The following is a 26,235-nucleotide window of genomic DNA, read 5'->3' on the forward strand; positions in this document are numbered from 1 at the left end:
AAAAATAATTATAGCTGCCGCTATTCTATAAGTTTTGCCACTAAAATTAAACTAAATAGCTGCTAACTAAAGTCTTGATTTTATTTATTCAATCTTTGATTACTCTCCATTATATTCTTGTATATCTCTAATTTTTTTCACTAAAAAAACGAAGCAATTAAATTAACGATGTTGTTAAAATTTATATCTATCGTAGAGTTATCTTCTACAATAAAGTAGGAACCAAGAATAAAAAGTAATAGAATGCGGTTCTTAGCTTTAAACAAATATGCTTTTTATCAATATTAAGGTCACTAAAGCACTATGAAGTATTTAATCACTGGCGGCGCAGGCTTTATTGGTTCTGCGGTTATTCGATATATTATTCAAAATACTCGAAATGAAGTACTTAATATTGATAAATTGACCTATGCAGGTAATTTGGAATCTTTATCTGAAGTTGAGCAAAGTCCACGCTATTACTTTAATCAAGTCGATATTTGTGATGTGGTTGCTTTGGATGATGCAATAACAGATTTTCAACCCGATGTGATAATGCATTTAGCGGCTGAATCTCATGTAGATCGATCGATCGATGGTCCGGCAGCATTTATTCAAACCAATATTGTGGGAACCTATACGCTTTTAGAAGCAACCCGAAAATATTGGTTAGCCTTAGATGAAGAAAAAAAGCAGAGTTTCCGCTTTCATCATATCTCTACCGATGAGGTTTATGGTGATTTAGAAGGAACCACGGATTTATTTACCGAAAAAACCTCCTACCAACCAAGTTCACCTTATTCTGCAAGTAAAGCCAGTTCAGACCATCTGGTTCGGGCATGGTATAGAACCTATGGTCTACCGACGATCGTGACCAATTGTTCAAATAATTATGGCCCCTACCATTTTCCAGAAAAACTGATTCCTCTGGTAATTTTGAACGCTTTAGAAGGTAAAGCATTGCCGATTTATGGAAATGGCCAACAAGTACGCGATTGGTTGTTTGTTGAAGATCATGCGCGTGCCTTATATACGGTAGCTACCCAAGGTCAAGTCGGGGAAACTTATAATATTGGTGGTCATAATGAAAAGCAAAATATTGAAGTAGTCAGAACCATTTGCCAAATATTAGATGAGCTTCAGCCACGAAGTGATGAACAGTCATATGCATCTTTAATTACCTTTGTTCAAGATCGTCCAGGTCATGATCATCGTTATGCGATTGATGCAAGTAAAATAAAAAATGAACTGGGATGGGTACCGCAAGAATCTTTTGAAACAGGCATTCGTCAAACGGTAGAATGGTATTTGAGTCATTTAGACTGGTGTCGTAGAGTTCAAGATGGTAGCTATCAGCGTGAGAGACTAGGGGTGCATAAATAATGAATACGAAAGGAATTATTCTCGCTGGTGGTTCAGGTACACGCTTGTACCCCATTACCAAAGGCGTATCAAAGCAGTTGTTGCCAATTTATGATAAGCCGATGATTTATTATCCTTTGTCAGTGTTGATGCTGGCTGGTATTCGTGAAATTCTTATTATTACTACACCCGAAGATGTGGAAAGTTTTAAGCGCTTACTGGGAGATGGCTCACTTTTTGGTATTGAGCTAAGTTATGCGGTACAGCCAAGTCCAGATGGTTTGGCACAGGCATTTATTATTGGTGAAGAGTTTATTGGTCAGAGCAATGTATGTTTAGTGCTTGGCGATAATATTTTTTATGGTCAAGGCTTTACACCAATGTTGAGACAAGCGATTGCACGTGAAAAAGGTGCAACGGTATTTGGTTATCAAGTCAAAGACCCTGAACGTTTTGGTGTGGTTGAGTTTGATCAAAATAAGTGTGCGATTTCCCTTGAAGAAAAGCCAAAACATCCGAAGTCTAATTTTGCGGTGACTGGCTTATATTTTTATGATAATGACGTTATTCAAATTGCCAAACAGGTGAAGCCATCTGATCGTGGTGAGTTAGAAATTACTACTGTAAATCAGATGTATCTTGAACGTGGTGATTTAAATGTAGAGTTATTGGGTCGTGGTTTTGCATGGCTAGATACGGGTACGCATGAAAGTTTATTAGAAGCAGCACACTTTGTTGAAACCATTGAAAAACGTCAGGGTTATAAGGTTGCGTGTTTGGAAGAAATTGCATTTAACAATGGCTGGCTGACTGCGATACAAGTTTTAGAAATTGGTCAAAGCATGAGTAAAAATGACTACGGTCAATATTTAATTTCGTTGGTAAGTGAATAAAGATGAGTTTAGTTCAGTTAATCGACTTGCCAGATTTAAGTGACCATCGTGGTGGCTTGATTGCACTGGAGTCGAGTCAATCCATTCCATTTGAATTAAAACGTATCTATTACATTTTTAAGACTATTGATAACCAGGCTCGTGGTTTCCATGCACATAAAAATTTAAAACAAGTGGCGATCTGCCTACATGGAAGCTGCAAGTTTATTTTGGATAATGGTTATCAAAAAGAAGAAGTGGTTCTGTCTTCACCTGCACAAGGCTTATTGATTGAAAGCTTGATGTGGCGTGAAATGCATGATTTTTCAGATGATTGTGTATTACTTGTGCTTGCAAGTGAACACTATGATGAATCGGATTATATTCGTGATTATGCTGATTTTATCAAAGTGGCCCATAAACCCTTTATCCACCCTTTGGCTGATGTGCAAAGTTCTCAAATAGGTGAAGATAGTCGTGTTTGGCAATATAGCGTGATCCTAGCACAAGCCACCATTGGGAAAAACTGTAATATTTGCGCCCATACACTTATCGAGAATGATGTGGTTATTGGTGACAATGTAACTGTGAAATCGGGTGTCTTTATTTGGGATGGGATTACCGTTCAGGATAATGTATTTATTGGTCCCAATGTTACATTTACTAATGATAAGCATCCACGTTCTAAACAATATCCTGATGAATTTTTAAGAACAATCATTGAGGAAGGGGCGAGTATTGGTGCAAATGCCACTATCCTGCCCGGTATTAGAATTGGAAAAAATGCCATGGTTGGCGCAGGCGCGGTTGTGACAAAAGATGTGCCTGAAAATGCAATTGTTGTAGGTAATCCCGCTACTGTAAAAGGTTTTATAGAAGAATGATCCCATTTTTAGACTTAAAAAAAGTAAATCAACAATATCAAGATGAATTAAAAGCAGCATGTAATCGTGTGATTGATTCGGGTTGGTATATTGGTGGTCAAGAACTTGGAACATTTGAACAAAATTTTGCAACTTATTGCGGTACAAAGTTTGCGATTGGCGTTGCAAATGGACTAGATGCACTTATTTTGATACTTCGTGCATGGAAAGAGTTAGGCAAGTTACAAGACGGGGATGAGGTCATTGTTCCTGCGAATACTTATATAGCAAGTATTTTGGCTATTACCGCAAATAATTTAAAAGCTGTATTGGTTGAACCTGACAGCAAGAGTTTAAATATTTCTGTAGAAGCGCTTGAGCAAGCTATTACACTGAAGACGAAAGCGATCCTAGCCGTACATTTGTATGGACAGCTAGCAGATATGCCAAAAATTATGCAGATTGCTAAACAATACAATTTATTGGTAATAGAAGATTCAGCACAAGCTCATGGTGCTGAAATAGAGGGTATTCGTGCTGGGAATTGGGGTGATGCTTCTGGTTTTAGCTTCTATCCAGGGAAAAACCTGGGTGCCTTAGGGGATGCTGGGGCAGTAACAACCAATGATATTGAATTGGCAAATATGTTGAAAGCCTTGAGAAATTATGGTTCGCATGAAAAATATAAAAATTTGGTTCCTGGAGTAAATAGCCGTTTAGATGAAATACAGGCCGCAATGCTGGATGTAAAATTGACCTATCTGGATCAAGAAACAACTCATCGTCGTCAGATTGCCAGTTTATATTTATCTAAAATAAAAAATTCATATATCACATTGCCTTTGAGTCAGACTGAAGTACGCGAATATAAGCAACACGTATGGCATTTATTCGTGCTTCAAACTAAATATCGAGATGAACTACAACAGTATTTACTTGAAAATGGCGTGCAAACCTTAATTCATTATCCAATTCCTCCCCATAAGCAACAAGCTTATAAAGAATGGAACGATTTGAGTTTCCCTTTGACTGAAAAAATCCATCAGCAAGTTTTAAGTTTGCCAATGGGGCCGACTCAGACTTTAGAAGAAACAGAAAAGGTTGTTGAGCTATGTAATAGTTTCATACCTCAAGGACTAGATTAATGCGGCCATTGGTTTCTGTAATTATTCCTTGTTATAACCATGAAGCTTATATTCAAGATAGTATTCAAAGTATTATTGACCAAACTTATGCCAATATCGAATTAATTGTGATTGATGATGGTTCTAAAGACCAATCAGTTGCTAAAATTAAGGAGATATTAGAGCAGTGTCAAACTCGTTTTGTACGTGTTTATTTTAATACACGGGCGAATAAAGGTTTATGTTCGACATTAAATGAAGCATTAACACATTGTCAGGGAAAATATGTCAGTATCATTGCCTCTGATGATATGATGCTACCGCAGAAAACTCAGATACAAGTAGACTACCTAGAATTAAATCCCAATATAACGGGAGTCTTTGGCGGTATAGAGTTAATTGATAAAAATAATCAAATTACGGAACAGCGCGTATCTGAAAAAACAGAATATAGTTTTAATGATATTATTTTAAATCATCATGATTTACCAACTTTAACTCAGATGTTTCATTTAGATGTAATTCAGGAAGTGGGGGGCTATGATGAAAATATTAAAGTTGAAGATTGGTATATGTTGTTAAAATTGACCAAGAATCAAAAAAAATTAATTTATATCCCCACTGTCTTGTGTCAATACCGTATTCATGAAGAAAGTTTTTCGCAAGATGGCTTGAAAATGGCACTTGAGATGAAAAAAGTGATCGCACCGTATAAGAATGAAAAAGTATATCTTGATGCGGAGTTTAAGATTAATCGATTAATTCTAAAATATTATTATAAGAAAAAAAGCGTCTTTATTTATTATCCTGTTAAATACTATACATTTTTGAAGTATGGGATCAATAAAATAATTCCATAAACTATTTCATGTCATCGTAACTAAATTATACCAAGTTACGATGACTTAAAATTCAGAACTCATAATCTTATATTTGATAAATATTTTCTTGACCTTCAACTTTACGAAAACGCTTATAAGACCAGATATACTGCTCAGGTGCGACATTAATCATAATTTCAAGATCTTGGTTCAAGCTATCTACAGAAGTCTGCAGATCTTTCGATAAAATACCATCCGATAAAGGCACGCAATGTACATTAAATCCTGATATTTCATCACGGATACAACTGAGCCCAATGACATTGCATTGAGTTTTACTGGCTAGTTTCGAGACCAATGTGGTTGATAATGTGTTTTGCCCAAAAAACTCTGAATAAATACCTCCTGATTCTTTAGGGAGATGATCAGGTAATATCACGGTCAAGCCACCTTGCTTTAAATGTTTAAAGATCGCACGTACACCATTTTCATCCGTTGGGACCAGAGTCGCATTCACGCGTTGTCTTGCTTCCAAGATAAAACGGTCTATCGCTTTATTTTTATGGGGCTTATACATAATCATGGGGGAGCTATACTGATTAAGCCATGCATTTAGAAGTTCCCAACAGCCAAAATGTGCAACCACAACAATGACGCCTCTTTTATTGGTTAAGGCTTCAGTAAAGTAGTGTTCACCATAAATATTTTTTAACAAAGTTAAATTGTATTCGGGCGACATACCCCAGCATTTGATGGACTCAATGTAGGTCATACATTGGCTTTTTAAACTGCTTTTGGTTAAAGCTTGAAGTTGCTGAACCGTTAAGTGCGGATAAGCCAATTGCAGATTAATTTCGGTAATCCGTTTCATAGACGAATTATAGCTATTGAGGAGGAGTGCAATGCAAGATGCAAGCCATTGCAAGACAAAGAGCGGGAGTAAAGAGACCACTTTAAATAAAAAATACATAGAAACGCACAGCTCTTTATAGCCAAGATAATTATAAAAAGAAAATTTTGGAAAGAGTTTTATTACATCAAAGATGCTGCGCCATTTCCAAACCACAGAAAATGAGGTCAAAAGTCTTGAGAACAAAATAAATAAAAATTAAGATAAAATTTCTAGAAGAATCTTATCAATCTCGTAGGGAGAGAAAAAGGGATTAAGGTTTCTCAGCGTTGCCTTTCAACACCATATAAATCAAACTCACAAAAATGATGAGTGCTCCACCTAAACTACTGACACAAAAATATAAAATACGTTGATTGGTGTCCATATTGAACAAACCATTGGCTAAGATATAACGCATAAACAACCATTGAGCTACAGCGAATATAATTAGCACAAGTGCACGACGACGGACAGCAGGACGCATAGCCATAAGGTTGCTCACCACAAAATAGAAATAGGCAGCTATTATGCCATTCTCAAGTCTTGATCTCAATGCAATAAAAAACCCTGCTTATGCAGGGTTTTTTAACACTGAATTAAAGCGTTAAGCTTCTACTTTTACTTCAGCTTTAGGTTTTTCACGTAAACGAATACCTAGGTCACGCAATTGATTTGGTTCAACTGGCGCAGGTGCTTGAGTCAATGGACATTCAGCAGTCTTGGTTTTAGGGAATGCAATCACATCACGAATTGAAGTCGCACCAGTCATTAACATCACTAAACGGTCCAGACCGAATGCCAAACCACCATGCGGAGGTGCACCGTAACGTAAGGCATTCAACAAGAAGCTGAATTTTTCTTCGGCTTCTTCTTCAGAAATGCCCAATGCCGCAAAAATAGCTTGTTGCATTTCTAAGTTGAAGATACGTAGTGAACCACCACCGACTTCAGTACCATTCAATACCATGTCATAAGCAACTGAAAGTGCCGCACCTGGATTATTTTTCACTTCTTCAACGCTAGATTTTGGTAGCGTGAATGGGTGATGCACAGAGGTCCATTTGCCATCATCAGTTTCTTCAAACATTGGGAAGTCAACGACCCAAAGCGGCGCCCACTCGCAAGTCGCAAGTTTCATGTCGTGACCGACTTTGATACGTAAAGCGCCCATGGCATCGTTCACAACTTTGGCTTTATCTGCGCCAAAGAATACGATGTCGCCATTTTCAGCGCCAACACGTTTCAACAAGTCAAGCACGATTGGCTCGATGAATTTAACGATTGGAGATTGAAGACCTTCAATGCCTTTTTCAAGTTCGTTGACTTTGATATAAGCCAAACCTTTCGCGCCGTAAATGCCCACGAATTTAGTATATTCATCAATTTGGCTACGTGGAAGTGAACCTGCACCGGGTACGCGAAGCGCAACAATACGGCCTTTAGGATCTTTAGCAGGACCTGCGAATACTTTGAACTCAACGTCCTGCATCATGTCTGCAACGTCAACCAGTTTCAAAGGAATACGCATATCTGGTTTGTCAGATGCATAGTCACGCATAGCGTCTGCATAAGTCATACGCGGGAATTTGTCGAATTCAACGTTTAGAAGTTCTTTGAACATCTTGATCGTTAAAGTTTCCATCAAATCCATAATGTCATCGTCACTCATGAACGATGTTTCAACGTCGATCTGGGTGAATTCTGGCTGACGGTCGGCACGTAGGTCTTCATCACGGAAACATTTTGCGATTTGGTAGTAACGATCGATACCGCCCACCATCAACAACTGTTTGAACAGCTGTGGTGATTGTGGAAGCGCGTAGAAGCTACCGTTAGAAACACGGCTTGGAACTAAATAGTCACGCGCACCTTCTGGAGTCGCACGTGTCAAGATTGGCGTTTCAACGTCCAAGAAACCATTTTCTTCGAAGTAGTTGCGAATAAGGTTGGTAAGTTTAGAACGGAAACGTAAGCGATCTAGCATTTCAGGACGACGGATATCCAAGAAACGGTATTTCAAACGAATTTCTTCAGAAATATTGGTATTTTCGTCATTCAATGGGAATGGCGGAGTTTCAGAGGCTGCAAGAACTTCGATGTCTTTTGCTAGAACTTCGATTTGACCACTCACCATGTTGGCATTTTCTGTGCCTTCATAACGACGACGTACACGACCTGTAATTTTTAATACGAATTCAGAACGTGCCTTGTCAGCAGTTGAGAAAGCTTCGGGAGTATCTGGGTCAATCACGACTTGAACAAGACCGTCACGGTCACGCATGTCAAGGAAGATTACACCACCATGGTCACGGCGACGGTGTACCCAACCGCATAATGTTACGGTTTGGTCAATTTGGGCTTCGGTTAAAGTACCGCAGTAATGAGTTCGCATCATAGCGTAAAAAATCCAACTATATGGGTTAAGGTCAGCGTATACGTAAACAGCGCACCGCTTTTGAATAGTGAATTATGCCTCTTTGAGGATTTTGTCACAAGAACAAGATCAAGAATCATCACAATTTCAATGCTGAGATTGCTTGATCTGGATAATATTCTTTAACTTCTCATCGTTTATTTATCTAGATGGTGGTTTCTGTCTAAAAATAGAAAGAGCACACAACCTAAGCTAAAAGTAATTAAAAATACGCTTGAAAATTGATTTACCGAGCGACCGATAAATGAATAGAGGTCGGTTGACCAAGGATTTGATCCCAGTGTCTTTAAAAATTGCAGATAATAAAAACCAGCAGCGAGCAATGAGGTCAGCAGAATAAAGAAGCTAGAGATCTTGATTTTAGTTCCAACAAAATCCGCCTGTTTATGTTTTAGATAATAATGCCTGCCCATCCATGCCATAAACGGTAAAGCCAGGATGGAGGTGCCAATCTGCAACACACGATGCATTGGATAGATATGATCAAACAATGAAACCGGTCGATTTAAAAATTGATCAAAAGCAAAGGTCCTAAAGTCTGAATGGGTCAGACCATCCCAAATTAAATGGCTAGAAATTCCAACGAGCAAAGCAAGGATGACACAGAGAATAAATCCCGTCATTTTATCGAAGGAACCATAATCGATTGGCTTGACTAGCCCAATCCATCGAAAAATCACCGGTCGATAAAGACCATACCACAGCAAGCAAAAACTTAAACCAATCAATAGATTTGGAACTATTAAGCCTTGCCATTGGTGTGATATATCGTAAGTTTCTGAAGTAAACAGGCGGTAAAGGTCAGGCGTCATAGTGCCAATGGCAAGTGCCGAGATGGGCAAACGATAGCCTGTGAGTTTGGCAAGGGGAGGGGCTAAAACAGCATGTGAGATCGTAAAGGGCATCTAAAAACTTTAAAATTTACTTATCTGTGAGCAAAACTGAAATCCAGTCTATCTGAAGATAGAGAAAGGAAATGTTTTTTATTGCAAAAATAATGAAATGTTATATTATAACATTATTCAAAAATCAAAGCCTTGAGCCAGTTCCATGTCTTTTCATAAAAATTTAATTCCCCTCTCTATTTTTGCCGTTATTGCACCTGCTGTCTTTGCAGAGAACCCGAGCCAAGACCAACAATTAGAAACGATTAAATTGCAGGCTCATCCCTTGGTGCAGTCGGCAGCCGATTTTGCAGTTGCAGATCAGGTGATTGATCATAAAAAGCTTGCACAAGGTGGCGTCACCATTGGGGATGCATTGGCGGGTGAGCTTGGCGTATCTTCAAACCAGTATGGTGCAGGCTCAAGCCGTCCAGTGATTCGTGGGCAAGATGGGCCACGTGTTAAAGTTTTACAACATGCTTCTGAAACTGCTGATGTCTCAACACTTTCACCAGACCATGCAGTAACAGTTGATCCTATTTTAGCCAAACAAGTTGAAATTATTCGTGGTCCATCGACCTTGCTGTATAGCGCAGGTACAGTGGGCGGATTGGTCAATGTTACCGACAATAAAATTCCGACCCAAATGCCGGAAAAAGGTTATGAAGGGCAAGTCGGCTTACGCTACAACTCGGGCAGTGATGAAAAATTAGCCAGTGCAGGGGCGACCGTTGCTTTAACTGATCAGGTGGCTTTACGTGTTGAAGGTTCGAAACGTGATGCCAACAGCTATATTGCGCCTGATTATGTTCATGAAGGTGAAAAAGAGCGTCGTGTAGACAATACCTTTGCAAAAGGCGAAACGGTAAATGTCGGTTTATCCTGGATTCACGACCGAGGCTTCAGCGGTATTTCATATAGTAATCGTCAAGATCAGTATGGTTTACCCGGACATAGCCATGAATATGAAGACTGTCATCCGCATGACAATGAACTTTTTTGTGGCGATCATACAGGTCATGCGTTGAACCATGATGGACATGATCATGATGAAGAGCATGATCACGTTGCTGGGCCGTGGGTCGATTTAAAATCAGAGCGCTATGATTTCCGTACCGAACTCAGCGATCCTTTTTCTGGTTTTCAAAAGCTGCGTGCTCATGCCAGTTATACTGACTATAAGCATGATGAAATTGAAGAAAATTCAGTCATGACCAATTTTAAAAGTCAGGGTTATGATGCACGCTTGGAATTGGTTCATAACCCTGTTGCGAATTGGGAAGGGGTAATCGGTGCTCAATATAACCAGCAAAAGCTGAATATTACGGGCGAAGAATCTTTATTGGATCCGACCAAAACACAAAAGTGGAGCCTGTTTGCTTTAGAACATAAACAGTTTAATGATGTTCATGTTGAACTGGGCGCACGTTTAGATCAGCAGAAAATTCAGATTGATTCCAATAAAAAAGATTTTGATGATTACGGTTTTTCCTATTCTGGCGCTGTGAACTGGGCATTTGCACCGAGTTATAAATTATCGCTGGTTGGCTCTCATCAAGAACGTTTACCTTTGGCGCAAGAACTATATGCCAATGGTAAACATTTCGCGACCAATACTTATGAACGCGGAAATGAAAATTTAAGCGCAGAAAAATCCAATAATCTGGAGCTTGGCTTGCATTATGAAAATGGCCCACTGGACTATCATGTGCATGTCTATCACAACTGGTTTGACAACTACATTTATGCGGCAACGACAGATCGCTATGAAAACTTTCGTCTGGTCGATTACACCCAAGATAAAGCCAAGTTTTATGGTACAGAAGCACAAGTCTCTTATGCTTTAAACGATACTTATAAAGTGGGGCTATTTGGTGATTATGTACGTGGCAAGATTGAGGGTGAAAATGCACCCCGTGTCCCAGCCGGTCGTTTAGGAACCAAAGTGGATGCAAGTTTTGATGACCATTGGTCAGGTCTGGCCGAATATTACCATGTGTTTAATCAGGACAAAATCACAAGTTATGAGCAGGAAACTGATGGTTATAACATGCTGAATGTTGGTGTCTCTTATGCTGGAAAATATGCCAAGAATAATGATTATCGGGTGTATTTTAAAGCCAATAACTTGCTGGATGAACAGGTTTATTCACATGCTTCATTCCTGTCGAATATTCCGCAAGTCGGACGTAATTTTAGTGTCGGTTTAGAATTCGGTTTCTAGGCAAAAGTTGGATTAGATGAATTTGTTCAGGATAGAGTCACAGAAATCCTCTTGAAAAATAAAGCAAAAAAACCTAGTCTGATGCCATTGGACTAGGTTTTTTGTTATGCGTATTTTTCAACGAATTCATCAGAAATTGAATTGGTCACGCCGTCGTTATGTGGGCGTGATGATCAGTTTATTGGCTTTGGGATATCTCTCATCTGCAATTTATCACACTTATAAACCCCTGCCGGAGGGTTTGTATTTCACAGGTAAGTTGCGTCATGCCGAGGTGAAGTTTTTAGCAGATCAAACCTATATTGATGCCAGTGGCAAACAACAACAAAATCAGGTCATTTTTAATGAAATGTTAAAAATGATTGATGAGGCACAAACGACCATTGTGCTGGATATGTTTTTATTCAATAAGGAAGTGGGGGAATCGACCTTAGCGCATCGTCCACTCGCGCAACAGTTAACCGATGCCTTAATTGCAAAACGTGGCGTTCAGCCAAATATTGATATTAAAGTCATTACTGACCCGATTAATTCAGTCTATGGCGGTGTTGCACCCGAACATTATCGCCAGCTACGTTCAGCCGGTATTGATGTCATTGAAACCGATTTAAGACCGTTACGCGCATCCAATCCTTTATGGTCAGGCCTTTGGTATATCTGTTGTCAGGATGCAGGCAATAATCCTGAAAGAGGCTGGCTTTCTAATCCATTTGGTCATGAAAAAATCACCCTGCGTAGTTATTTCAGCCTGTTTAATTTCAAAGCCAATCACCGTAAAACTTTGGTGGTCGATACGGCTCAGGGTTGGAAAGCTTTAGTCACTTCTGCAAATCCTCATGATGGCAGCTCACGTCATTCCAACGTGGCATTGGTCGTTTCAGGCAATACCGCAGTCGATGTGTTAAAAACCGAACAGGCTGTGGGACGAATGTCCAAAGGTGATATTCCGATGGTGATTGTCGGTGAGTTTGAAGAGGAAAAGTCTTTACCTCAAGTGCAGGTACTGACTGAAAAAGCCATTTTTGATGAAACATTAAAATTAATTGAAACTGCAAAACCGCAAGAGCAGATTGATCTGGCGATGTTCTATTTGTCTGAACGGCATATTGTGAAGGCCTTAATTGCCGCGCATGAACGTGGGGTAAGACTTCGTGTATTGCTTGATCCAAATAAAGATGCTTTTGGTCGCCAGAAGAATGGTATTCCCAATCGTCAAGTGGCCTCTGAATTGAATGCTGCGGGTGTGCCTGTGCGCTGGTGCAATACCCAAGGGGAGCAGTGTCACAGCAAGATGATTGTGAAACGTAATACACAGAACTCGGAATTGATTTTAGGTTCTGCGAATTTCACTGCACGTAATATTAAAAATTATAATTTGGAAACCAATTTACGCGTGCTGGGTGCATCACAGGCTCAAGTCTTTACAGAGGCCAATCAATATTTTGATACCGCCTGGTCAAACCTGGATGGCAAAAATATGAGTGTGGATTACAGTCAATATGCAGATGAATCGAAACTCAAATATGGCATTTACCGCTTTATGGAATGGAGTGGGTTGTCTACTTTCTAATGCTCCTCCCTTTTTTAAAGGGTGAGAAACATTGTTTTGCAAGGGAGGTATTTATCTCTTCCTAACAGAGTAGTGCTTCTCATCTCTTTGCGTGTTAGGGAAATTAAATCTGTTAAAGATAAAAAAGCGCATAATGCGCTTTTTTTTGACTCAAGATATTATTGTGGATTCGGCGGAACTAATTTATCCAGATCGGCATCTTTCATTTTATCCAGTTCTTTTAAATCGGTTTTAATTATCCACTGGCTTTCATCTTCAACCGGTTGCGGTAAACGCGCTTCTAACCAGTCGCAAACCACATCGGGTGAGAAGTCAGGATGATTGCATTGAATTACCCAAGCCAAAAATTCTTTCGCTTCACCATTCATATAGGGCGGTGGTGAAACAGGTAAGAACTGGGTTGGAAGACGTTCATTTTTGGAAATGTAATTCAGTACATGACCCAATTCCTGAACAGTTTGCCATGCCAGAGGGTGTTCGACATTAATTTGAAATTTAAACCACCATGCATGTTGACCATCTGAACCATAAGCATCAATCAATGCTTCTTGTACGCTCGGTACTTTACAAAAAAATTGATGTAGGCGGTCAAAACTTAAATCAGTCACTCTGTTTGATCCAGTAACAAAAAAGAATATCTTAGCATAAACATAACAACTGCCTAGATGCACTAAAGCATCAAATTAACCGGCTATTTAATTTACAAAACATTGCATTAGATGGTTTTTTATTCATTTTTTAGCCTAAACTAGGGACTAAAATAGGCTTTATAAACTATATACGATGAATGTCGTTCGGAGGCTCTGATGAAAGTGGCAGTTATTTGTACTCTGGGTGGCATGGTGCTTTTGGGAGCTGCTGCAACTACGCAAGCAGAAAACAAGTGGTCTAATTATCGTGGAGTAGATACCAGCAAGTATCAGCATCGGCCTAGTTACCCTCAAACTAGCTATCCACAAAATAATTATCCACAGCAGCATCCTGGCTATTCACAAAATAACCATCCATATAATCGTTATCCGCAAAATAATTACCCGCAAAATCACCCCAATTACCAGCATTATTCATCACGTCCGCCACATGGCGGATATCCGCCGATACAAAATGGCATTAGTATTCAGTATCAGGCACCAACGACCATTACCCAGAATTCACGAAGTTATAGTTGGGTAAATGGCGATCCAAATACAGCAAGAATTGAAAGTTCAAACTATACTTTAATCACCGATTGGCACCGTATAGGATTACCTGCTCCGCCGAATGGAACGTACTGGATCTTTGAAAATGGGCGCTATGTGTTAGTACCGAATCGCTAGAATAAAGATTAAAAAAGCAGGCATAGGCCTGCTTTTATTTTGCCTTTATATTCAAATTGGAATTTGGCCTCTCCCGGATGAAGCATAGATATATTCAGAAAATCCGCATTTCATGGAAGCAGGGTGAATAAAGAATATTAAGCCAACTCATCATCTTGCGGACGTGGCGTTTTACCTTCTGGCAAGGAGTTTTCACTATGTTTGTCACGAATGACAGAAGGATAAGTCCAGGAGGCATAACGCACCACCAAGATTGCAAAAGCTAAAATCAAAATCGAACCAGTAATAATCACTAAGTCCATATCTGCTTTATGGTCATGTTGAATGTCAGATATAAGCAGGCGGGTCAGGGCAGTGATGGCAATATAAATTAGAAAGCGCACCGGCATATGATTGGTCTTGAAATAAATGCCCACCATCGCACCCAGTTCAAGATAGATAAATAACAGAAGAATATCATCAATGGTGGCGAATTGTTTCACGGTAAGAATGTGAAATACGGTATGACCCGCAGACCAGATCACCATACAGCCAATAATAAATAGCGCAATATAATGAAAACTTTCTACGGCAAGATTTCCAAAACGGTCGAGGAGGGTTTCAATTTTTTCAACTTTGGCATCAGGTTTTGGCATGTTTTTCCTCCTTGTATATTAGATGAGTATTTGCATGAAACTGGTATTAAAAACTATGCAAGTTTCATGCACATTAACACTCAAGACAGTTGAATGTTATAAATAATTCAATGGGCTGTATTTTTTTTATACTGAATTGATATATTGTGTAGGTGGTTATTTCATTAATCAAGGAAACGAAAATGTTAGAAACAATTCAAACAAAAATTAATAGTTTACAAAATGGTAAAAAACTCATTTTAGGTTCGGGTATTAAAGGTGATGAAATGCAGAAGCTGATTGCCTTATGTGAAAATTTACAATCTGAAGGGATAATTAAGATTTTGAAACATCAGCAAGATGCCCAAAGCAGTAAAAAAATCTCAGATTCTATTATTATTGAAAAGATTTAATTAATTCTAGATGAAAAAAACGCCTGACAATGCAGGCGTTTTTTAAATTTGATTTAAATTAAGATTGGCTGGTAAAGTAATCTGCACTAAAGTTCATGATCACTTCAGAACCTGCTTTTACTTTGGTGATACGCAGTGCAAGTTCAGGCAAAATGCGTTGCACGAAGTATTGAGCCAGTGCCAATTTGTTTTGATAGAACTCGCCATCTTTCGCTTTCGCCGCATTGGCAATTTTTGCGAACATGTAAGAGAAGCTTAAAAGACCGACAGCATGCAGGTAATCTACCGCAGCAGAGTTCGAAAATTCAACATTTTCACGTGCAGCTTCAATCACGTATTGAGTCACAGATTCAACTTCAGTAGCTGCATCTAGGGTTGCATCTTTAATGAAGTTAAGATCAGCATCTAAATTGTTGGCAAAGTCACGAATTTCCTGAATATATTCAGCAATAAACTCGCCGTTACATTTAATGGTTTTACGACCAATCAAATCTTGAGATTGAACACCGTTAGTGCCTTCATAAATTTGTGCAATACGTAAGTCACGTACGCACTGTTCCATACCCCATTCACGAATGAAGCCATGTCCACCAAACACCATTTGCGCATCAATCACTGCATCAAAAGCAGTATCTGTTAAATATGCTTTCGCAACTGGAGTGAGCAGTGCCACGCGATTATTGGCTGCTTTTACAGCTTCAGGATCGGTAGAGAACTTGGTAATATCCAGTTGTTGCCCCACGTAAACTGCAAATGCGCGCGAAGCTTCGTTATTTGCACGTGCATTGAGTAGCATACGACGTACATCACCATGTACCAAAATGCTGTCCGCAGCTTTGGCAGGCGATTGAATGCCAGAAGCGCTACGTCCTTGAATACGGTCAGTCGCATATTGCGCCGCATTTTGATAAGCAAATTCAGATGCACCCAAGCCTTGTAGACCCATGGATAAACGTTCGTAATTCATCATCACAAACATGGCTGCAAGACCTTCGTTTTCTTTGCCCACCAGATAACCTTTGGCACCGTCGAAGTTCATCACGCAAGTTGCAGAGGCTTTAATCCCCATTTTATGTTCAATTGAACCTGGGCCTGCGGCATTACGTTCACCTACAGTACCATCTTCATTCACCACGAATTTAGGCACGATGAATAATGAAATACCCCGTGAACCTGCCGGTGCATCTGGGGTTTTAGCTAAAACTAAATGGATGATATTTTCTGCTAAGTCGTGGTCACCGCCAGTAATAAAGATTTTAGTACCAGTAATATTATAGGTACCATCTTCATTGCGTTCAGCTTTGGTTTTAATAATACCTAAGTCTGTACCTGCATGTGGCTCAGTTAAGCACATGGTACCTGACCATTCGCCAGAGTAAATTTTAGGTAAATACGTTTCTTTTTGCTCTTGAGATGCGTAACTGTTTAACGCCATACCCGCACCCACAGAAAGCAACGGATAAAGCAGGAATGATGGATTGGTGGCGAATAGCATTTCATCCGCAAGCACCGTCAGCATTTTTGGCATGCCTTGACCGCCCCATTCCTCGTCTGCACCTAAACCAATCCAGCCGCCATCTGCATATTGTTTGAAGGCTTCTTTGAAGCCAGCAGGTGTAGTTACCTTGCCATTTTCATACTTTGCGCCTTCTTCATCACCCGTGCGGTTGAGCGGATGCGTAACGTTTTGCGCAAATTTTGCCATTTCTTCAAGAATGGCTTCTGCAGTTGCAGCATCAACGTGGGCAAGATTTTCATTGGCTTGCCAGAATTGCTCGGCATTAAAAACATCATTCAGGATGAATTTCATATCTGCAAGTGGGGCATTATAAATTGGCATGTTCGTTCACCTGTTTATTGTTTGAATCTCTGTAGACTTAGGGCAGCTTAATTACCAACAAAGAATGTTGTCAGATGACCCAAGCGAAATAACGCTCTATTTATAAAGAAAAAGGACTGTCAAAGCTATGACCGTCCTTTCTCTATTTCTGTACTCAGGAGTACAACTTTTCAAATATCGAATTAGATATTCAGCTTAGAATGCAAAGTGCTCTGCATCTAATGCCAGTAACGGTTCTACGCCGCCGGCAATCACGTCTACGTGTGAACGTACGCGTGGCAGGATTTTTTTAAAGTAGAAACGTGCAGTCGTTACTTTGGCATTGTAGAAATCAACGTCAGTTGTACCGGCAGCCAATGTTTCTTGAGCGAGAAGCGCCATACGTGCCCATAAGTAAGCAAGAGTGACATAACCAGAGAAGTAGAGGTAGTCAACCGCAGCTGCACCGACTTCATCCGGGTTTTGCATTGCACGCATACCAATCTGCATCGTTAAATCACCCCACTCTTTATTCAGAGCAGCAAGCGGTTCAACGAACTCTTTCATTGCAGCATTATCTTTGTTTGCTTCAGTAAATTTGTGAATGATCTTGGTGAAGTCTTTCAACATTGCACCTTGAGTACCCAAAACTTTACGACCTAACAAGTCAAGTGCCTGAATTTCAGTGGTTCCTTCGTACAAGCAAGCAATACGTGTATCACGAACAATCTGTTCCATACCATGTTCAGAAATGAAGCCATGACCACCGAACACCTGAACACCATGTTTCGCAGATTCAGAACCGGTTTCAGTCAAGAATGCTTTTGCGATAGGGGTAAGAAGAGACAACATGTTGTCCGCAGATTTGCGTTCTTCTTCAGTTGTAGCGTGTTCAACTACATCGGCGTATTGAGCCAATAAGTAAACCAGTGCACGACCACTTTCTGCATATGCTTTTTGAGTTAAAAGCATGTTACGTACAGCAGGATGAACAATAATCGGATCAGCTTCTTTTTCTGGCGCTTTAACACCTGAAAGAGAACGCATCGCTAAACGATCTTTGGCATAGGCAAGTGCACCTTGGAAAGACGCTTCAGAAGCTGCAAGACCTTGTACAGCGGTACCAATACGTGCAGTGTTCATGAATGTGAACATGCAGTTTAGACCACGGTTTTCAGGACCAATCAAGAAACCTTGTGCTTTATCAAAGTTAATTACACACGTTGCGTTACCGTGGATCCCCATTTTGTGTTCAATTGAACCACAACGTACTGCATTACGTTCACCCACTGAACCGTCAGTATTGACATTGAATTTAGGGACAATAAATAACGAGATGCCTTTAGTGCCTTTTGGTGCGCCAGGAAGACGAGCAAGAACGATATGAATGATGTTGTCCGCCATGTCGTGTTCACCAGCAGAGATAAAGATTTTCTCGCCAGAGATTGCATAGCTGCCATCAGCATTTGGTTCAGCTTTGGTACGGATAATGCCTAAGTCAGAACCTGCATGAGATTCAGTCAAGCACATAGTGCCTGTCCATTCACCTGAAACAAGTTTAGGCAGGTAAGTGTCTTTTTGTTCTTGAGAACCATGGTGTTCCAAAGTACGTACCGCACCATGAGAAAGACCCGGATACATGCCCCAAGACCAGTTTGCAGTACCGACCATTTCAGAAATGGTAATGCCTAAAGAATTTGGTAAAGCTTGACCGCCATATTGTTCTTCAGCAGAAAGAGACGGGAAGCCCAGTTCGATATATTTTTTGTATGCTTCTTTAAAGCCAGTTGGTGTTGTTACTACACCGTCATTCCAAGTACAACCTTCACGGTCGCCGACTTGGTTAAGAGGAGAAAGTTCATTTTCACAGAAGTCAGCAGCGGCTTCCAAATATTGATCAACCAACTCACGGCTTACGGTTTCCTGAAATGCAGGGAGTTTTGCATAATGTTGTTCAGCATTTAATAATTCATGTAGAACGAATTGCATATCACGTAAGGGCGCTTTGTATTGTGGCATATCGTTTTCCTCAATACTGGTTTAACCAGCTTATAATCCTAATAAACATTGAAACGTGCCTTTTATGACACATATTTCTATGGCTTAATCCTGCAACATCTTCTTGCTGGGTACAAGCGTTTACATGCTTTTTCTTGGTGACTGTAAAGTCAAAGATTTCTGGCTTGAAATTGCTAAGTGTCTTGCGTGTAAATACTTTTAGAGTTTATTTGATGGCATAAATAGTCAAATTGGTCATTTTTTATCATCCATAAAAAAGACGCCCGAAAGCGCCTTTTTAAATTTTGAACAGGGTTTTATGCAGCAGATTTTACCGGTGCTGGAGTCACAGTAACTGGCGCTTTAGGCTGGAAGCGAATTTCACACTTGCCATCGATACTTTGAGCACCAACTTTAAGCTGAACTGCCTTACCATTGGCTTGACCTTGGCAGGCTTTTAACATGGCTTGCTGCTTGGCTTGACGTTCAGCCAGGCGTTGATCGAATTGTCTGGTCAATTCTGCACGTTTGACATCTGTCAGCAGTTCACCGTGTTGCATATGCATGCCTTTCATTTCACCACGCAGTGGGCGATGTTCACCTTTCATTTGCTGCTGTTCAGCACGCATTTTTTTCATTGCTTGATGGTCAGCTTTAAAGGTCATGACGCAAGTACCATCAATGGTTTTATCGTTTGCCTTAATTTGCACTGCTGTACCGGCCGCTTTGCTATCACACGCTTTTTGAATTTGTTCAACCAGTTGTTTACGTTCAGTACGTGCTTGCTGGAACTGCTGACGTTGTTCTGGTGTCATTTTACGCTCATGCTTTTGATGATGGCCGTGCATCATGCGAGCTTGGTCGTTATCTTTATCTTTTACTGTATTGTTCGATTGACAGGCGCTCAATGCACCCATGCTCAGAATACTTGCACTTACTAAAGCTATTTTTGCCATGGAATTCATTGTTGTTATCTCCAATGAAAAATAATATAAATTTGATGGTTTAAGAATAAATAATAATGATGAAGAAACAATGGAGAGTTTTTTGAGACAGTGTTGGTTACAATCATAAATTGAGAAGAAAATATTGAGACTTTGCTTTTGAATATTCGCCGCGTTCCGATCGCCTTACGCTTATTTTTGACCGTATTACTCACGACTTTAGTGATTACGACTGTCAGCCTGGGTGTTTTGCACTGGACCATGCAAAAGAATTTTGCCAGATATGTGGCGGATGTCGAAATGCAGAAACTCGATCATGTCATCAGCAATTTGGCAGGGGTATATACGGTTTATCATGACTGGGGCAACGCGATTCAGGCGCAAATTTTGCAGATTGAGGGCAAGGCCGATCCCGATGATTATGACAAGTTGTCACGCTGGTGGTTACGTCGTCAGTATGACATTGCCTTGCAACAGCGCTATTTTCAGGAAAATACCTTAATCAATACTTCATCCAGTTTAGAAAAACCGGGGCAAAGCAAACCGATTATAGATGAAGAAGAACTACGCATGATGGAACAGAATTTACCTTCTGAATATCAGCCTTTTGAAGGGCTTAAATTTCCCCTGAGTTCTAATCAAAATATATTTCGCACGGATAAAAAGAAAGAAGAGGCACAGACAGATTCAAGCCAAAATCAAACCAAGAAAAAGCAGTTTATTTCAATGCCCGACCGTTTGGGTTTAAGTTCCCGATTATCCTTATATGATGCCAACAAACAGTTTGTGGTCGGTGAACCCTCTGATATTCCTGTTTCATATCGCCCGATTATGGTAAATGATAAAGTTGTCGGCTATTTGGGTTTGAAACCGGTGCTGGATCAGGATGATGCTTTAAGTATCAATTTCTTTAGTAATCAAAAACGCTATTTATTACTGGTGTATGGCTTAACTTTCCTGAGCAGTTTAATTGCCGCTTTATTATTGGCAACCTATTTTAAAAAGCCGATTCAACGCTTGCTCAATGCAACCCGTGAATTGACCAAAGGACATTACCAGCATCAGGTGAAAATCAACCGCAATGACGAGTTGGGTGATTTATCGAATGAGATTAACCAATTGGCGGTGATTTTAGATCAGCATGAACAGTCGCGCCGTCAGTGGGTGGCAGATACTTCACATGAATTAAAAACACCATTGGCGGTACTGCAAGCGCAAATTGAGGCGATGCAGGACGGGATTCGTAAACCGACGCCGGAACATTTTGAATCCATGCTTCGCCAGGTTAACAGCTTGAAAAAACTGACTCAGGATCTAGCCGATTTGGCTCAAGCTGAAGCACAGCAGCTAACCTGCTATATGGCTGAGGTGAACCCTTGGCATGTAGTACTGCAAGAAGTTGAAAACTTCAAACCTAAATTTGCCCAAGCTGATCTGTCTATTTCGGTACAAGGTGAAGGGGCGAATTTACAATTAGATATAGATCGTTTTAAACAAATTATGGTCAACTTACTCGGCAACAGTATTCGCTATACTGAAGCTGGTGGTGAAGTTCGTGTGCATACTGAACAATCGGCGACGCATTGGAGCGTGATTGTGGATGACAGCCCGCTTGGATTAAATGATGAACAATTGGCACGTTTGGGTGAGCGGTTTTATCGTGTTGATGATTCGCGTACCCGTAGTACTGGCGGTACAGGTTTAGGTTTGGCATTATCTGGTAAAATTGCGCAGGCATTGGGTGGGAAGTTGAGTTTTGAACATTCTCCATTAGGTGGGTTGCGTTGCAAATTAACTTTTCCAAAACAGTTAAATAAATAAAGGATGAGATTCATGAAACATGTCATGCTGGTTGAAGATGAAGTTGAACTTGCACAACTGGTGCGAGACTATCTGGAAGCGGCTGGTTTTGAAGTCAGTATGTTTCATGATGGGCAAGAAGCGTATGACAGCTTTACTCAGCGTAAACCAAGTTTGATGATTTTGGACTTGATGGTTCCACGCATGGATGGTTTGACCATTTGCCGTAAAGTACGTGAACAGTCTGATTTGCCGATTATTATGGTGACTGCACGAACCGAAGAAATCGACCGTGTTCTGGGTTTAAACATGGGCGCAGATGACTATATTTGTAAACCTTTTAGTCCGAAAGAACTGGTGGCTCGTGTACAAGCAGTGTTGCGTCGTTTGGAGCGTCATGCAGAACCTGAACAGAACAGCTTGTTCCGTATGGATAAAGCACAGCAAAGAATCTGGTATCAACAAAAAACCTTGAACTTGACGCCTACTGAATTCCGTTTGTTGGAGTTATTTTTGGAGCATGTAGGACAGGTTTACTCACGTGCGCAATTACTCGATCATATTAACCCTGACAGTTTTGATGTAGCAGACCGCGTGATTGACAGCCATATTAAAAACCTGCGCCGTAAGATTTCGGATGCTGCTGAAACGGGTAACCGTCATGAGTGGATTCAAGCGGTGTATGGGATAGGATACCGTTTTGAATATCCTGAAGATTAACTTGGGTAGAAGCAAAAAAGCGAATCAGAGATGGTTCGCTTTTTCATATGCTAAAAACAATAAATTAAAAAATAAATTTTAATCTAAATTAATCAAAAGCTTATATGTTTATTTAAGTATAAGCAGAAAAATACTTTAAATAAAAGCGTATGGATTTAATTCGGCAGGCTAGGTCATAGCGCACGAAGCATTTACAATTCAGTTTTTATTGATGATGAGAGTGTGTTTTGGACAGCGAGACGCCTAAACTTCAGCGCCGTTTAAAGAATCGTCATATCCAATTGATCGCTATGGGCGGGGCAATTGGTACAGGATTATTCTTGGGTTCAGCACATATTATTCAATCAGCAGGCCCATCGATTATTTTGGGCTACCTGATTGGTGGTTTGATTGCGTTCCTGATTATGCGCCAATTGGGTGAGATGATTGTGCATGAACCTGTAACAGGGTCATTCAGTTATTTTGCCTTTAAATATTGGGGTAAATTTCCAGGATTTTTAACTGGTTGGAATTATTGGATTTTATATATTTTAGTGGCGATGACTGAGCTGACCGCCATTGGAAAATATGTGAATTATTGGTGGCCAGACATTCCAGCATGGGTTTCGGTTTTATTCTTCTTTGTTCTTGTCACTGTCATGAATCTTGCCAATGTGAAGATTTATGGTGAATCTGAATTTTGGCTGTCGATGATTAAAGTCCTTGCAATTATCGCAATGATCATCTTTGGCGTGTATTTGCTGTTTACCGCAGATGCAGCTTCTACGGTATCCATCAGCAACTTGTGGATGCATGGTGGATTTTTCCCACATGGATTTGAAGGCCTATTTTATATGTTAGCCTTTATGATGTTTGCGTTTGGTGGGATTGAGCTGATCAGTATGGCGGCGGCTGAAACTGAAGATCCGGAAAAGAATATACCTAAAGCGGTGAATCAGACAGTTATTCGCATATTTCTGTTCTATATCTGTTCTTTAGCCATCCTTTTGTCTTTGGTGCCTTGGAATCAACTAGATTTGGGTGGGCTGGATAAAAGCCCTTTTGTGATTATTTTTAAACAAATCGGCATAGATTGGGCGGCACATTTACTGAATTTTATTATTCTGACAGCATCATTATCTGTTTGTAATAGCGGGATGTATGCCAATAGTCGAATGTTGTTGGGGCTAGCAGAGCAGGGTAATGCACCGAAAGTATTTCAACAGGTCAATCAACACGGGATTCCAGTTCCTGCAGTGCTGTTTTCTGCTTTACTGATTTTTAGCTGTGTCTTGCTGAACTACTTCGTGCCTGAAAAAGCTCTGAGTTATCTGATTTATATTGTGGTCAGTGCAGCGGTATTAAATTGGATGATGATCAGTCTGATTCATCTAAAATTTAAGAAAGCCATGAGAAAAGAAGGCATTCATACTAAGTTTCCGGCTTTATTTGCACCGTTTACGAATTATTTTGTTTTAGCGTTTATGTTGATAATCCTGTATGTGATGTGGAATCAAGGCCTTATATTATCCGTATTGATGCTTCCAGTGTGGATTGCGGTGCTGTTCGGATTGTTTAAAATGCTGCATAAAAAGAATGTATAAAATTTGAAATGGACTCGAGAGAGTCCATTTTTTGTATAAATCTTTAGTGGAATTAGTCATGTCCGAGAGGCTTATTTCACGACTTTAAGCAGCTCAATCCGTTGCTGTTGCAGTTTATTTAATTTACCTACCACTAATTGATAAGAATTCTTTATCAAATCCTGAACCAAGGATTCATCCAAATTTTCATCTTCAAACACCGAAATCCAGTGCTGTTTATTCATATGCCAGCCGGCACGGATATAGGAATAAATATCCCGTAACATTGCACCATCATCCGGGATAACTTTTAAGTTAATAGCTGCTTTACCTTCTAAATGAAAACTTAACATAAAGACTTTATCTATGACTTTAAATACATCACAGCCATCGCCAAAAGGCTGGGTACAGGTCACTTCAGGCAATTGAAGGGCAGTTTGGCTGGCAAGACGATGTAAGGACATAGTCGATCTCTTGATTTTATAATTTTATTTTTAAATAACACTGTGGATAATGCTGAAATTATCCACAGTTCGCAAGTCATCTGTTGATCAATCTTAAGATGAACAACTCACCATCACTTCCGGCACGTCACTAGGTAACGGTGCTAAATCTTCAGGTTTTTCTATGTCTGTTTGCTTGGTATAAGGCTGACTGAGTAATTTAAACAGGCGATCTACTTCGGAAAAATCATCCCTTTCCGCCAACTCAATCGCTTTTTGTGCCATGTGATTACGTAAAATATATTGAGGATTGGCTTTGGCCATTTCAGCATCCAATTCATCAGTATTTTGATATGCCCGAATATTTTCATATTGAGTCAAGAAGCTTTCAAACTGACGACGGTCTAAGCAATCATCTTTAATCACTTCAAATTCTTTGTTCTGAAGTCGAATAAAGCTTTGGGTGTAGTCGAGCTGTTCGCTTTGCAGAACTCGAAGGAAAGCCATACCGCAATCAAAACCATCTTTATGAAAACTTGGCAAGCCCATTTTCTGGTTTAAACCATGTTTATAGTGCTCTAAGAATGTTGGCTCATAGTGCTCTAAACATGCTACCAAATCCTGTTTCCATTGCTCTTTACCATAGTCTGTAGGGCAGAGCGGAACCAGGTTATTCAGCCAGTTCCATAAATTCCAATGACCAATACTCGGTTGCTGCTGATAGGTATAACGTCCTTGATAATCCGAGTGGTTGTTAATCCAGTTCGGACGGAAACGCTCCATAAAACCATAAGGGCCGAAGTCCAAAGTTGAACCGGTGATATTCAGATTATCCGTATTCATCACACCATGGGCAAATCCGACCAGTTGCCATTTTGCGATCATTACCGCAGTACGTTGGATAACTTGGGTAGCAAAAGCCAAAACAGGCTGTTCAGCCTCGAGACATTCTGGATAATGCCACTCGATACATTTCTGTACAAAGTCGGGTAAAAGCTCAGGCTGATACTGGTTGATCCATTCAAAATGACCAAAACGGATATGGCAGTCTGAAGTACGCAACATCATGGCACCAGGTTCCATTGTTTCGCGCTGTATGCCTTGCGTTGAGGAAGTAAACCCAACAGCATTACTTGAAGTAATACCCAAAGCATTAAGTGCATGACCTGCCAGATATTCACGAATCACGGAGCGTAAAACTGCACGACCATCACCCATACGGGAGTAAGGTGTTGAACCTGCACCCTTTAAATGCAGGTCAATGGTTTGATTTGTTTTATCTAAAATTTGTGCAATCAGTAAACCGCGCCCATCACCCAATTGTCCTGCCCATTGTCCAAACTGATGTCCTGCATAAACCATCGCCAGAGGTTCAAATTCAGCAAAAGTTTTTTGCCCACTACAGATTTCAACCCATCGAGCTTTATCTTCATCTGACCATTGTAAGTCATTAGCGAGTGCTTCGTTAAAATGACCCGCTTTGGCTCCTTTTAATGGAACAGGCATTTGATGGTGAAAAAGCTTGGGATTAAGCGAGGGATAACGCGGATTAAATTGCATAGGACAATCTAAATAATGGGG

23 protein-coding genes are annotated in these 26,235 nt (G+C 40.1%); 12 read left to right on the forward strand and 11 right to left on the reverse strand.

Annotated elements, in window-relative coordinates; all coding sequences use genetic code 11:
* Window positions 1-303: 303 nt before the first annotated feature.
* From rfbB to AC3CAU_RS05900, 5 genes are read left to right on the forward strand one after another with little or no spacing between them, the layout of a single operon-like run.
* Window positions 304-1,362 (forward strand): dTDP-glucose 4,6-dehydratase, encoded by a 1,059-nt coding sequence (gene rfbB, locus AC3CAU_RS05880; protein WP_131216668.1) that lies wholly within the window; start codon window positions 304-306, stop codon window positions 1,360-1,362.
* A complete protein-coding gene (gene rfbA, locus AC3CAU_RS05885; protein ID WP_131216666.1) occupies window positions 1,362-2,234 on the forward strand; it encodes a glucose-1-phosphate thymidylyltransferase RfbA in 873 nt (290 codons plus the stop codon). Before rfbB ends, rfbA begins: the two co-directional genes overlap by 1 nt.
* 2 nt (window positions 2,235-2,236) lie before the next feature.
* Complete coding sequence (locus AC3CAU_RS05890; RefSeq protein ID WP_131216664.1) at window positions 2,237-3,097, forward strand: WxcM-like domain-containing protein; 861 nt, start codon at window positions 2,237-2,239, stop codon at window positions 3,095-3,097.
* On the forward strand, window positions 3,094-4,221 hold the full coding sequence (locus tag AC3CAU_RS05895) for a DegT/DnrJ/EryC1/StrS family aminotransferase (protein ID WP_131216662.1): 1,128 nt from the start codon (window positions 3,094-3,096) through the stop codon (window positions 4,219-4,221). Before AC3CAU_RS05890 ends, AC3CAU_RS05895 begins: the two co-directional genes overlap by 4 nt.
* Window positions 4,221-5,060 (forward strand): glycosyltransferase family 2 protein, encoded by an 840-nt coding sequence (locus AC3CAU_RS05900; RefSeq protein ID WP_447053621.1) that lies wholly within the window; start codon window positions 4,221-4,223, stop codon window positions 5,058-5,060. The genes AC3CAU_RS05895 and AC3CAU_RS05900 overlap by 1 nt, the downstream gene beginning before the upstream one ends.
* Before the next feature lie 67 nt (window positions 5,061-5,127).
* Here AC3CAU_RS05900 and AC3CAU_RS05905 read toward each other — a convergent pair whose 3' ends face one another.
* The 4 genes from AC3CAU_RS05905 to AC3CAU_RS05920 form a co-directional block, all read right to left on the reverse strand.
* On the reverse strand, window positions 5,128-5,991 hold the full coding sequence (locus tag AC3CAU_RS05905; protein WP_447053619.1) for a lysophospholipid acyltransferase family protein: 864 nt from the start codon (window positions 5,989-5,991) through the stop codon (window positions 5,128-5,130).
* Between the two features lie 193 nt (window positions 5,992-6,184).
* A complete protein-coding gene (locus AC3CAU_RS05910; protein ID WP_131216656.1) occupies window positions 6,185-6,403 on the reverse strand; it encodes a hypothetical protein in 219 nt (72 codons plus the stop codon).
* A 114-nt stretch (window positions 6,404-6,517) separates the two neighbouring features.
* Complete coding sequence (aspS, locus tag AC3CAU_RS05915) at window positions 6,518-8,308, reverse strand: aspartate--tRNA ligase (protein ID WP_131216654.1); 1,791 nt, start codon at window positions 8,306-8,308, stop codon at window positions 6,518-6,520.
* Window positions 8,309-8,484: 176 nt separating this feature from the next.
* Window positions 8,485-9,252 (reverse strand): DUF4184 family protein, encoded by a 768-nt coding sequence (locus AC3CAU_RS05920; RefSeq protein ID WP_131216652.1) that lies wholly within the window; start codon window positions 9,250-9,252, stop codon window positions 8,485-8,487.
* Window positions 9,253-9,397: 145 nt separating this feature from the next.
* On the opposite strand from AC3CAU_RS05920, the gene znuD reads away from it, so the two are divergent.
* Complete coding sequence (gene znuD / locus AC3CAU_RS05925; protein ID WP_131216650.1) at window positions 9,398-11,455, forward strand: zinc piracy TonB-dependent receptor ZnuD; 2,058 nt, start codon at window positions 9,398-9,400, stop codon at window positions 11,453-11,455.
* Window positions 11,456-11,561: 106 nt separating this feature from the next.
* Window positions 11,562-13,025 carry a phospholipase D family protein gene (locus tag AC3CAU_RS05930; protein ID WP_424621968.1) on the forward strand — a complete coding sequence of 488 codons (1,464 nt, stop codon included), beginning with the start codon at window positions 11,562-11,564 and terminating at the stop codon, window positions 13,023-13,025.
* A 158-nt stretch (window positions 13,026-13,183) separates the two neighbouring features.
* On the opposite strand, the gene AC3CAU_RS05935 is transcribed toward AC3CAU_RS05930, so the two are convergent.
* On the reverse strand, window positions 13,184-13,633 hold the full coding sequence (locus AC3CAU_RS05935) for a hypothetical protein (RefSeq protein ID WP_424621970.1): 450 nt from the start codon (window positions 13,631-13,633) through the stop codon (window positions 13,184-13,186).
* A gap of 198 nt (window positions 13,634-13,831) precedes the next feature.
* Here AC3CAU_RS05935 and AC3CAU_RS05940 point away from each other — a divergent pair, with 198 nt between their 5' ends.
* Window positions 13,832-14,341 carry an RcnB family protein gene (locus tag AC3CAU_RS05940; protein WP_447053617.1) on the forward strand — a complete coding sequence of 170 codons (510 nt, stop codon included), beginning with the start codon at window positions 13,832-13,834 and terminating at the stop codon, window positions 14,339-14,341.
* Window positions 14,342-14,478: 137 nt separating this feature from the next.
* Here the strand turns inward: AC3CAU_RS05940 and AC3CAU_RS05945 are convergent, their stop codons facing one another.
* Window positions 14,479-14,976 (reverse strand): phosphate-starvation-inducible protein PsiE, encoded by a 498-nt coding sequence (locus AC3CAU_RS05945; RefSeq protein WP_131216643.1) that lies wholly within the window; start codon window positions 14,974-14,976, stop codon window positions 14,479-14,481.
* A gap of 182 nt (window positions 14,977-15,158) precedes the next feature.
* On the opposite strand from AC3CAU_RS05945, the gene AC3CAU_RS05950 reads away from it, so the two are divergent.
* Window positions 15,159-15,368 carry a hypothetical protein gene (locus tag AC3CAU_RS05950; RefSeq protein WP_131216641.1) on the forward strand — a complete coding sequence of 70 codons (210 nt, stop codon included), beginning with the start codon at window positions 15,159-15,161 and terminating at the stop codon, window positions 15,366-15,368.
* Between the two features lie 58 nt (window positions 15,369-15,426).
* Here AC3CAU_RS05950 and AC3CAU_RS05955 read toward each other — a convergent pair whose 3' ends face one another.
* The 3 genes from AC3CAU_RS05955 to AC3CAU_RS05965 all read right to left on the reverse strand — a co-directional run bounded on the left by AC3CAU_RS05955 (window position 15,427) and on the right by AC3CAU_RS05965 (window position 20,150).
* Window positions 15,427-17,208: an acyl-CoA dehydrogenase C-terminal domain-containing protein gene (locus AC3CAU_RS05955; protein ID WP_447053616.1), complete on the reverse strand. Its 1,782-nt coding sequence runs from the start codon at window positions 17,206-17,208 to the stop codon at window positions 15,427-15,429.
* A gap of 195 nt (window positions 17,209-17,403) precedes the next feature.
* Complete coding sequence (locus AC3CAU_RS05960) at window positions 17,404-19,206, reverse strand: acyl-CoA dehydrogenase C-terminal domain-containing protein (protein ID WP_447053615.1); 1,803 nt, start codon at window positions 19,204-19,206, stop codon at window positions 17,404-17,406.
* Between the two features lie 296 nt (window positions 19,207-19,502).
* Window positions 19,503-20,150 (reverse strand): hypothetical protein, encoded by a 648-nt coding sequence (locus AC3CAU_RS05965; protein ID WP_447053614.1) that lies wholly within the window; start codon window positions 20,148-20,150, stop codon window positions 19,503-19,505.
* A 138-nt stretch (window positions 20,151-20,288) separates the two neighbouring features.
* On the opposite strand from AC3CAU_RS05965, the gene baeS reads away from it, so the two are divergent.
* From baeS to AC3CAU_RS05980, 3 genes are all read left to right on the forward strand, one after another.
* Window positions 20,289-21,950 carry a sensor histidine kinase efflux regulator BaeS gene (gene baeS / locus AC3CAU_RS05970; protein WP_131216633.1) on the forward strand — a complete coding sequence of 554 codons (1,662 nt, stop codon included), beginning with the start codon at window positions 20,289-20,291 and terminating at the stop codon, window positions 21,948-21,950.
* Between the two features lie 12 nt (window positions 21,951-21,962).
* Window positions 21,963-22,649, forward strand: a complete 687-nt coding sequence (locus AC3CAU_RS05975; protein ID WP_131216632.1) for a response regulator — start codon at window positions 21,963-21,965, stop codon at window positions 22,647-22,649.
* A gap of 227 nt (window positions 22,650-22,876) precedes the next feature.
* Window positions 22,877-24,232: an amino acid permease gene (locus tag AC3CAU_RS05980; protein ID WP_447053613.1), complete on the forward strand. Its 1,356-nt coding sequence runs from the start codon at window positions 22,877-22,879 to the stop codon at window positions 24,230-24,232.
* 71 nt (window positions 24,233-24,303) lie between these two features.
* Here the strand turns inward: AC3CAU_RS05980 and AC3CAU_RS05985 are convergent, their stop codons facing one another.
* Together AC3CAU_RS05985 and AC3CAU_RS05990 are read right to left on the reverse strand one after the other, a co-directional pair.
* The gene (locus AC3CAU_RS05985; RefSeq protein WP_131216629.1) at window positions 24,304-24,675 is read right to left on the reverse strand and encodes an MmcQ/YjbR family DNA-binding protein; all 372 of its coding nucleotides are present in this window, start codon (window positions 24,673-24,675) and stop codon (window positions 24,304-24,306) included.
* 93 nt (window positions 24,676-24,768) lie between these two features.
* On the reverse strand, window positions 24,769-26,214 hold the full coding sequence (locus AC3CAU_RS05990; RefSeq protein ID WP_424621982.1) for a protein adenylyltransferase SelO: 1,446 nt from the start codon (window positions 26,212-26,214) through the stop codon (window positions 24,769-24,771).
* Window positions 26,215-26,235 lie beyond the last annotated feature (21 nt).

The sequence above is a fragment of the Acinetobacter sp. GG23 genome, from assembly GCF_057766365.1.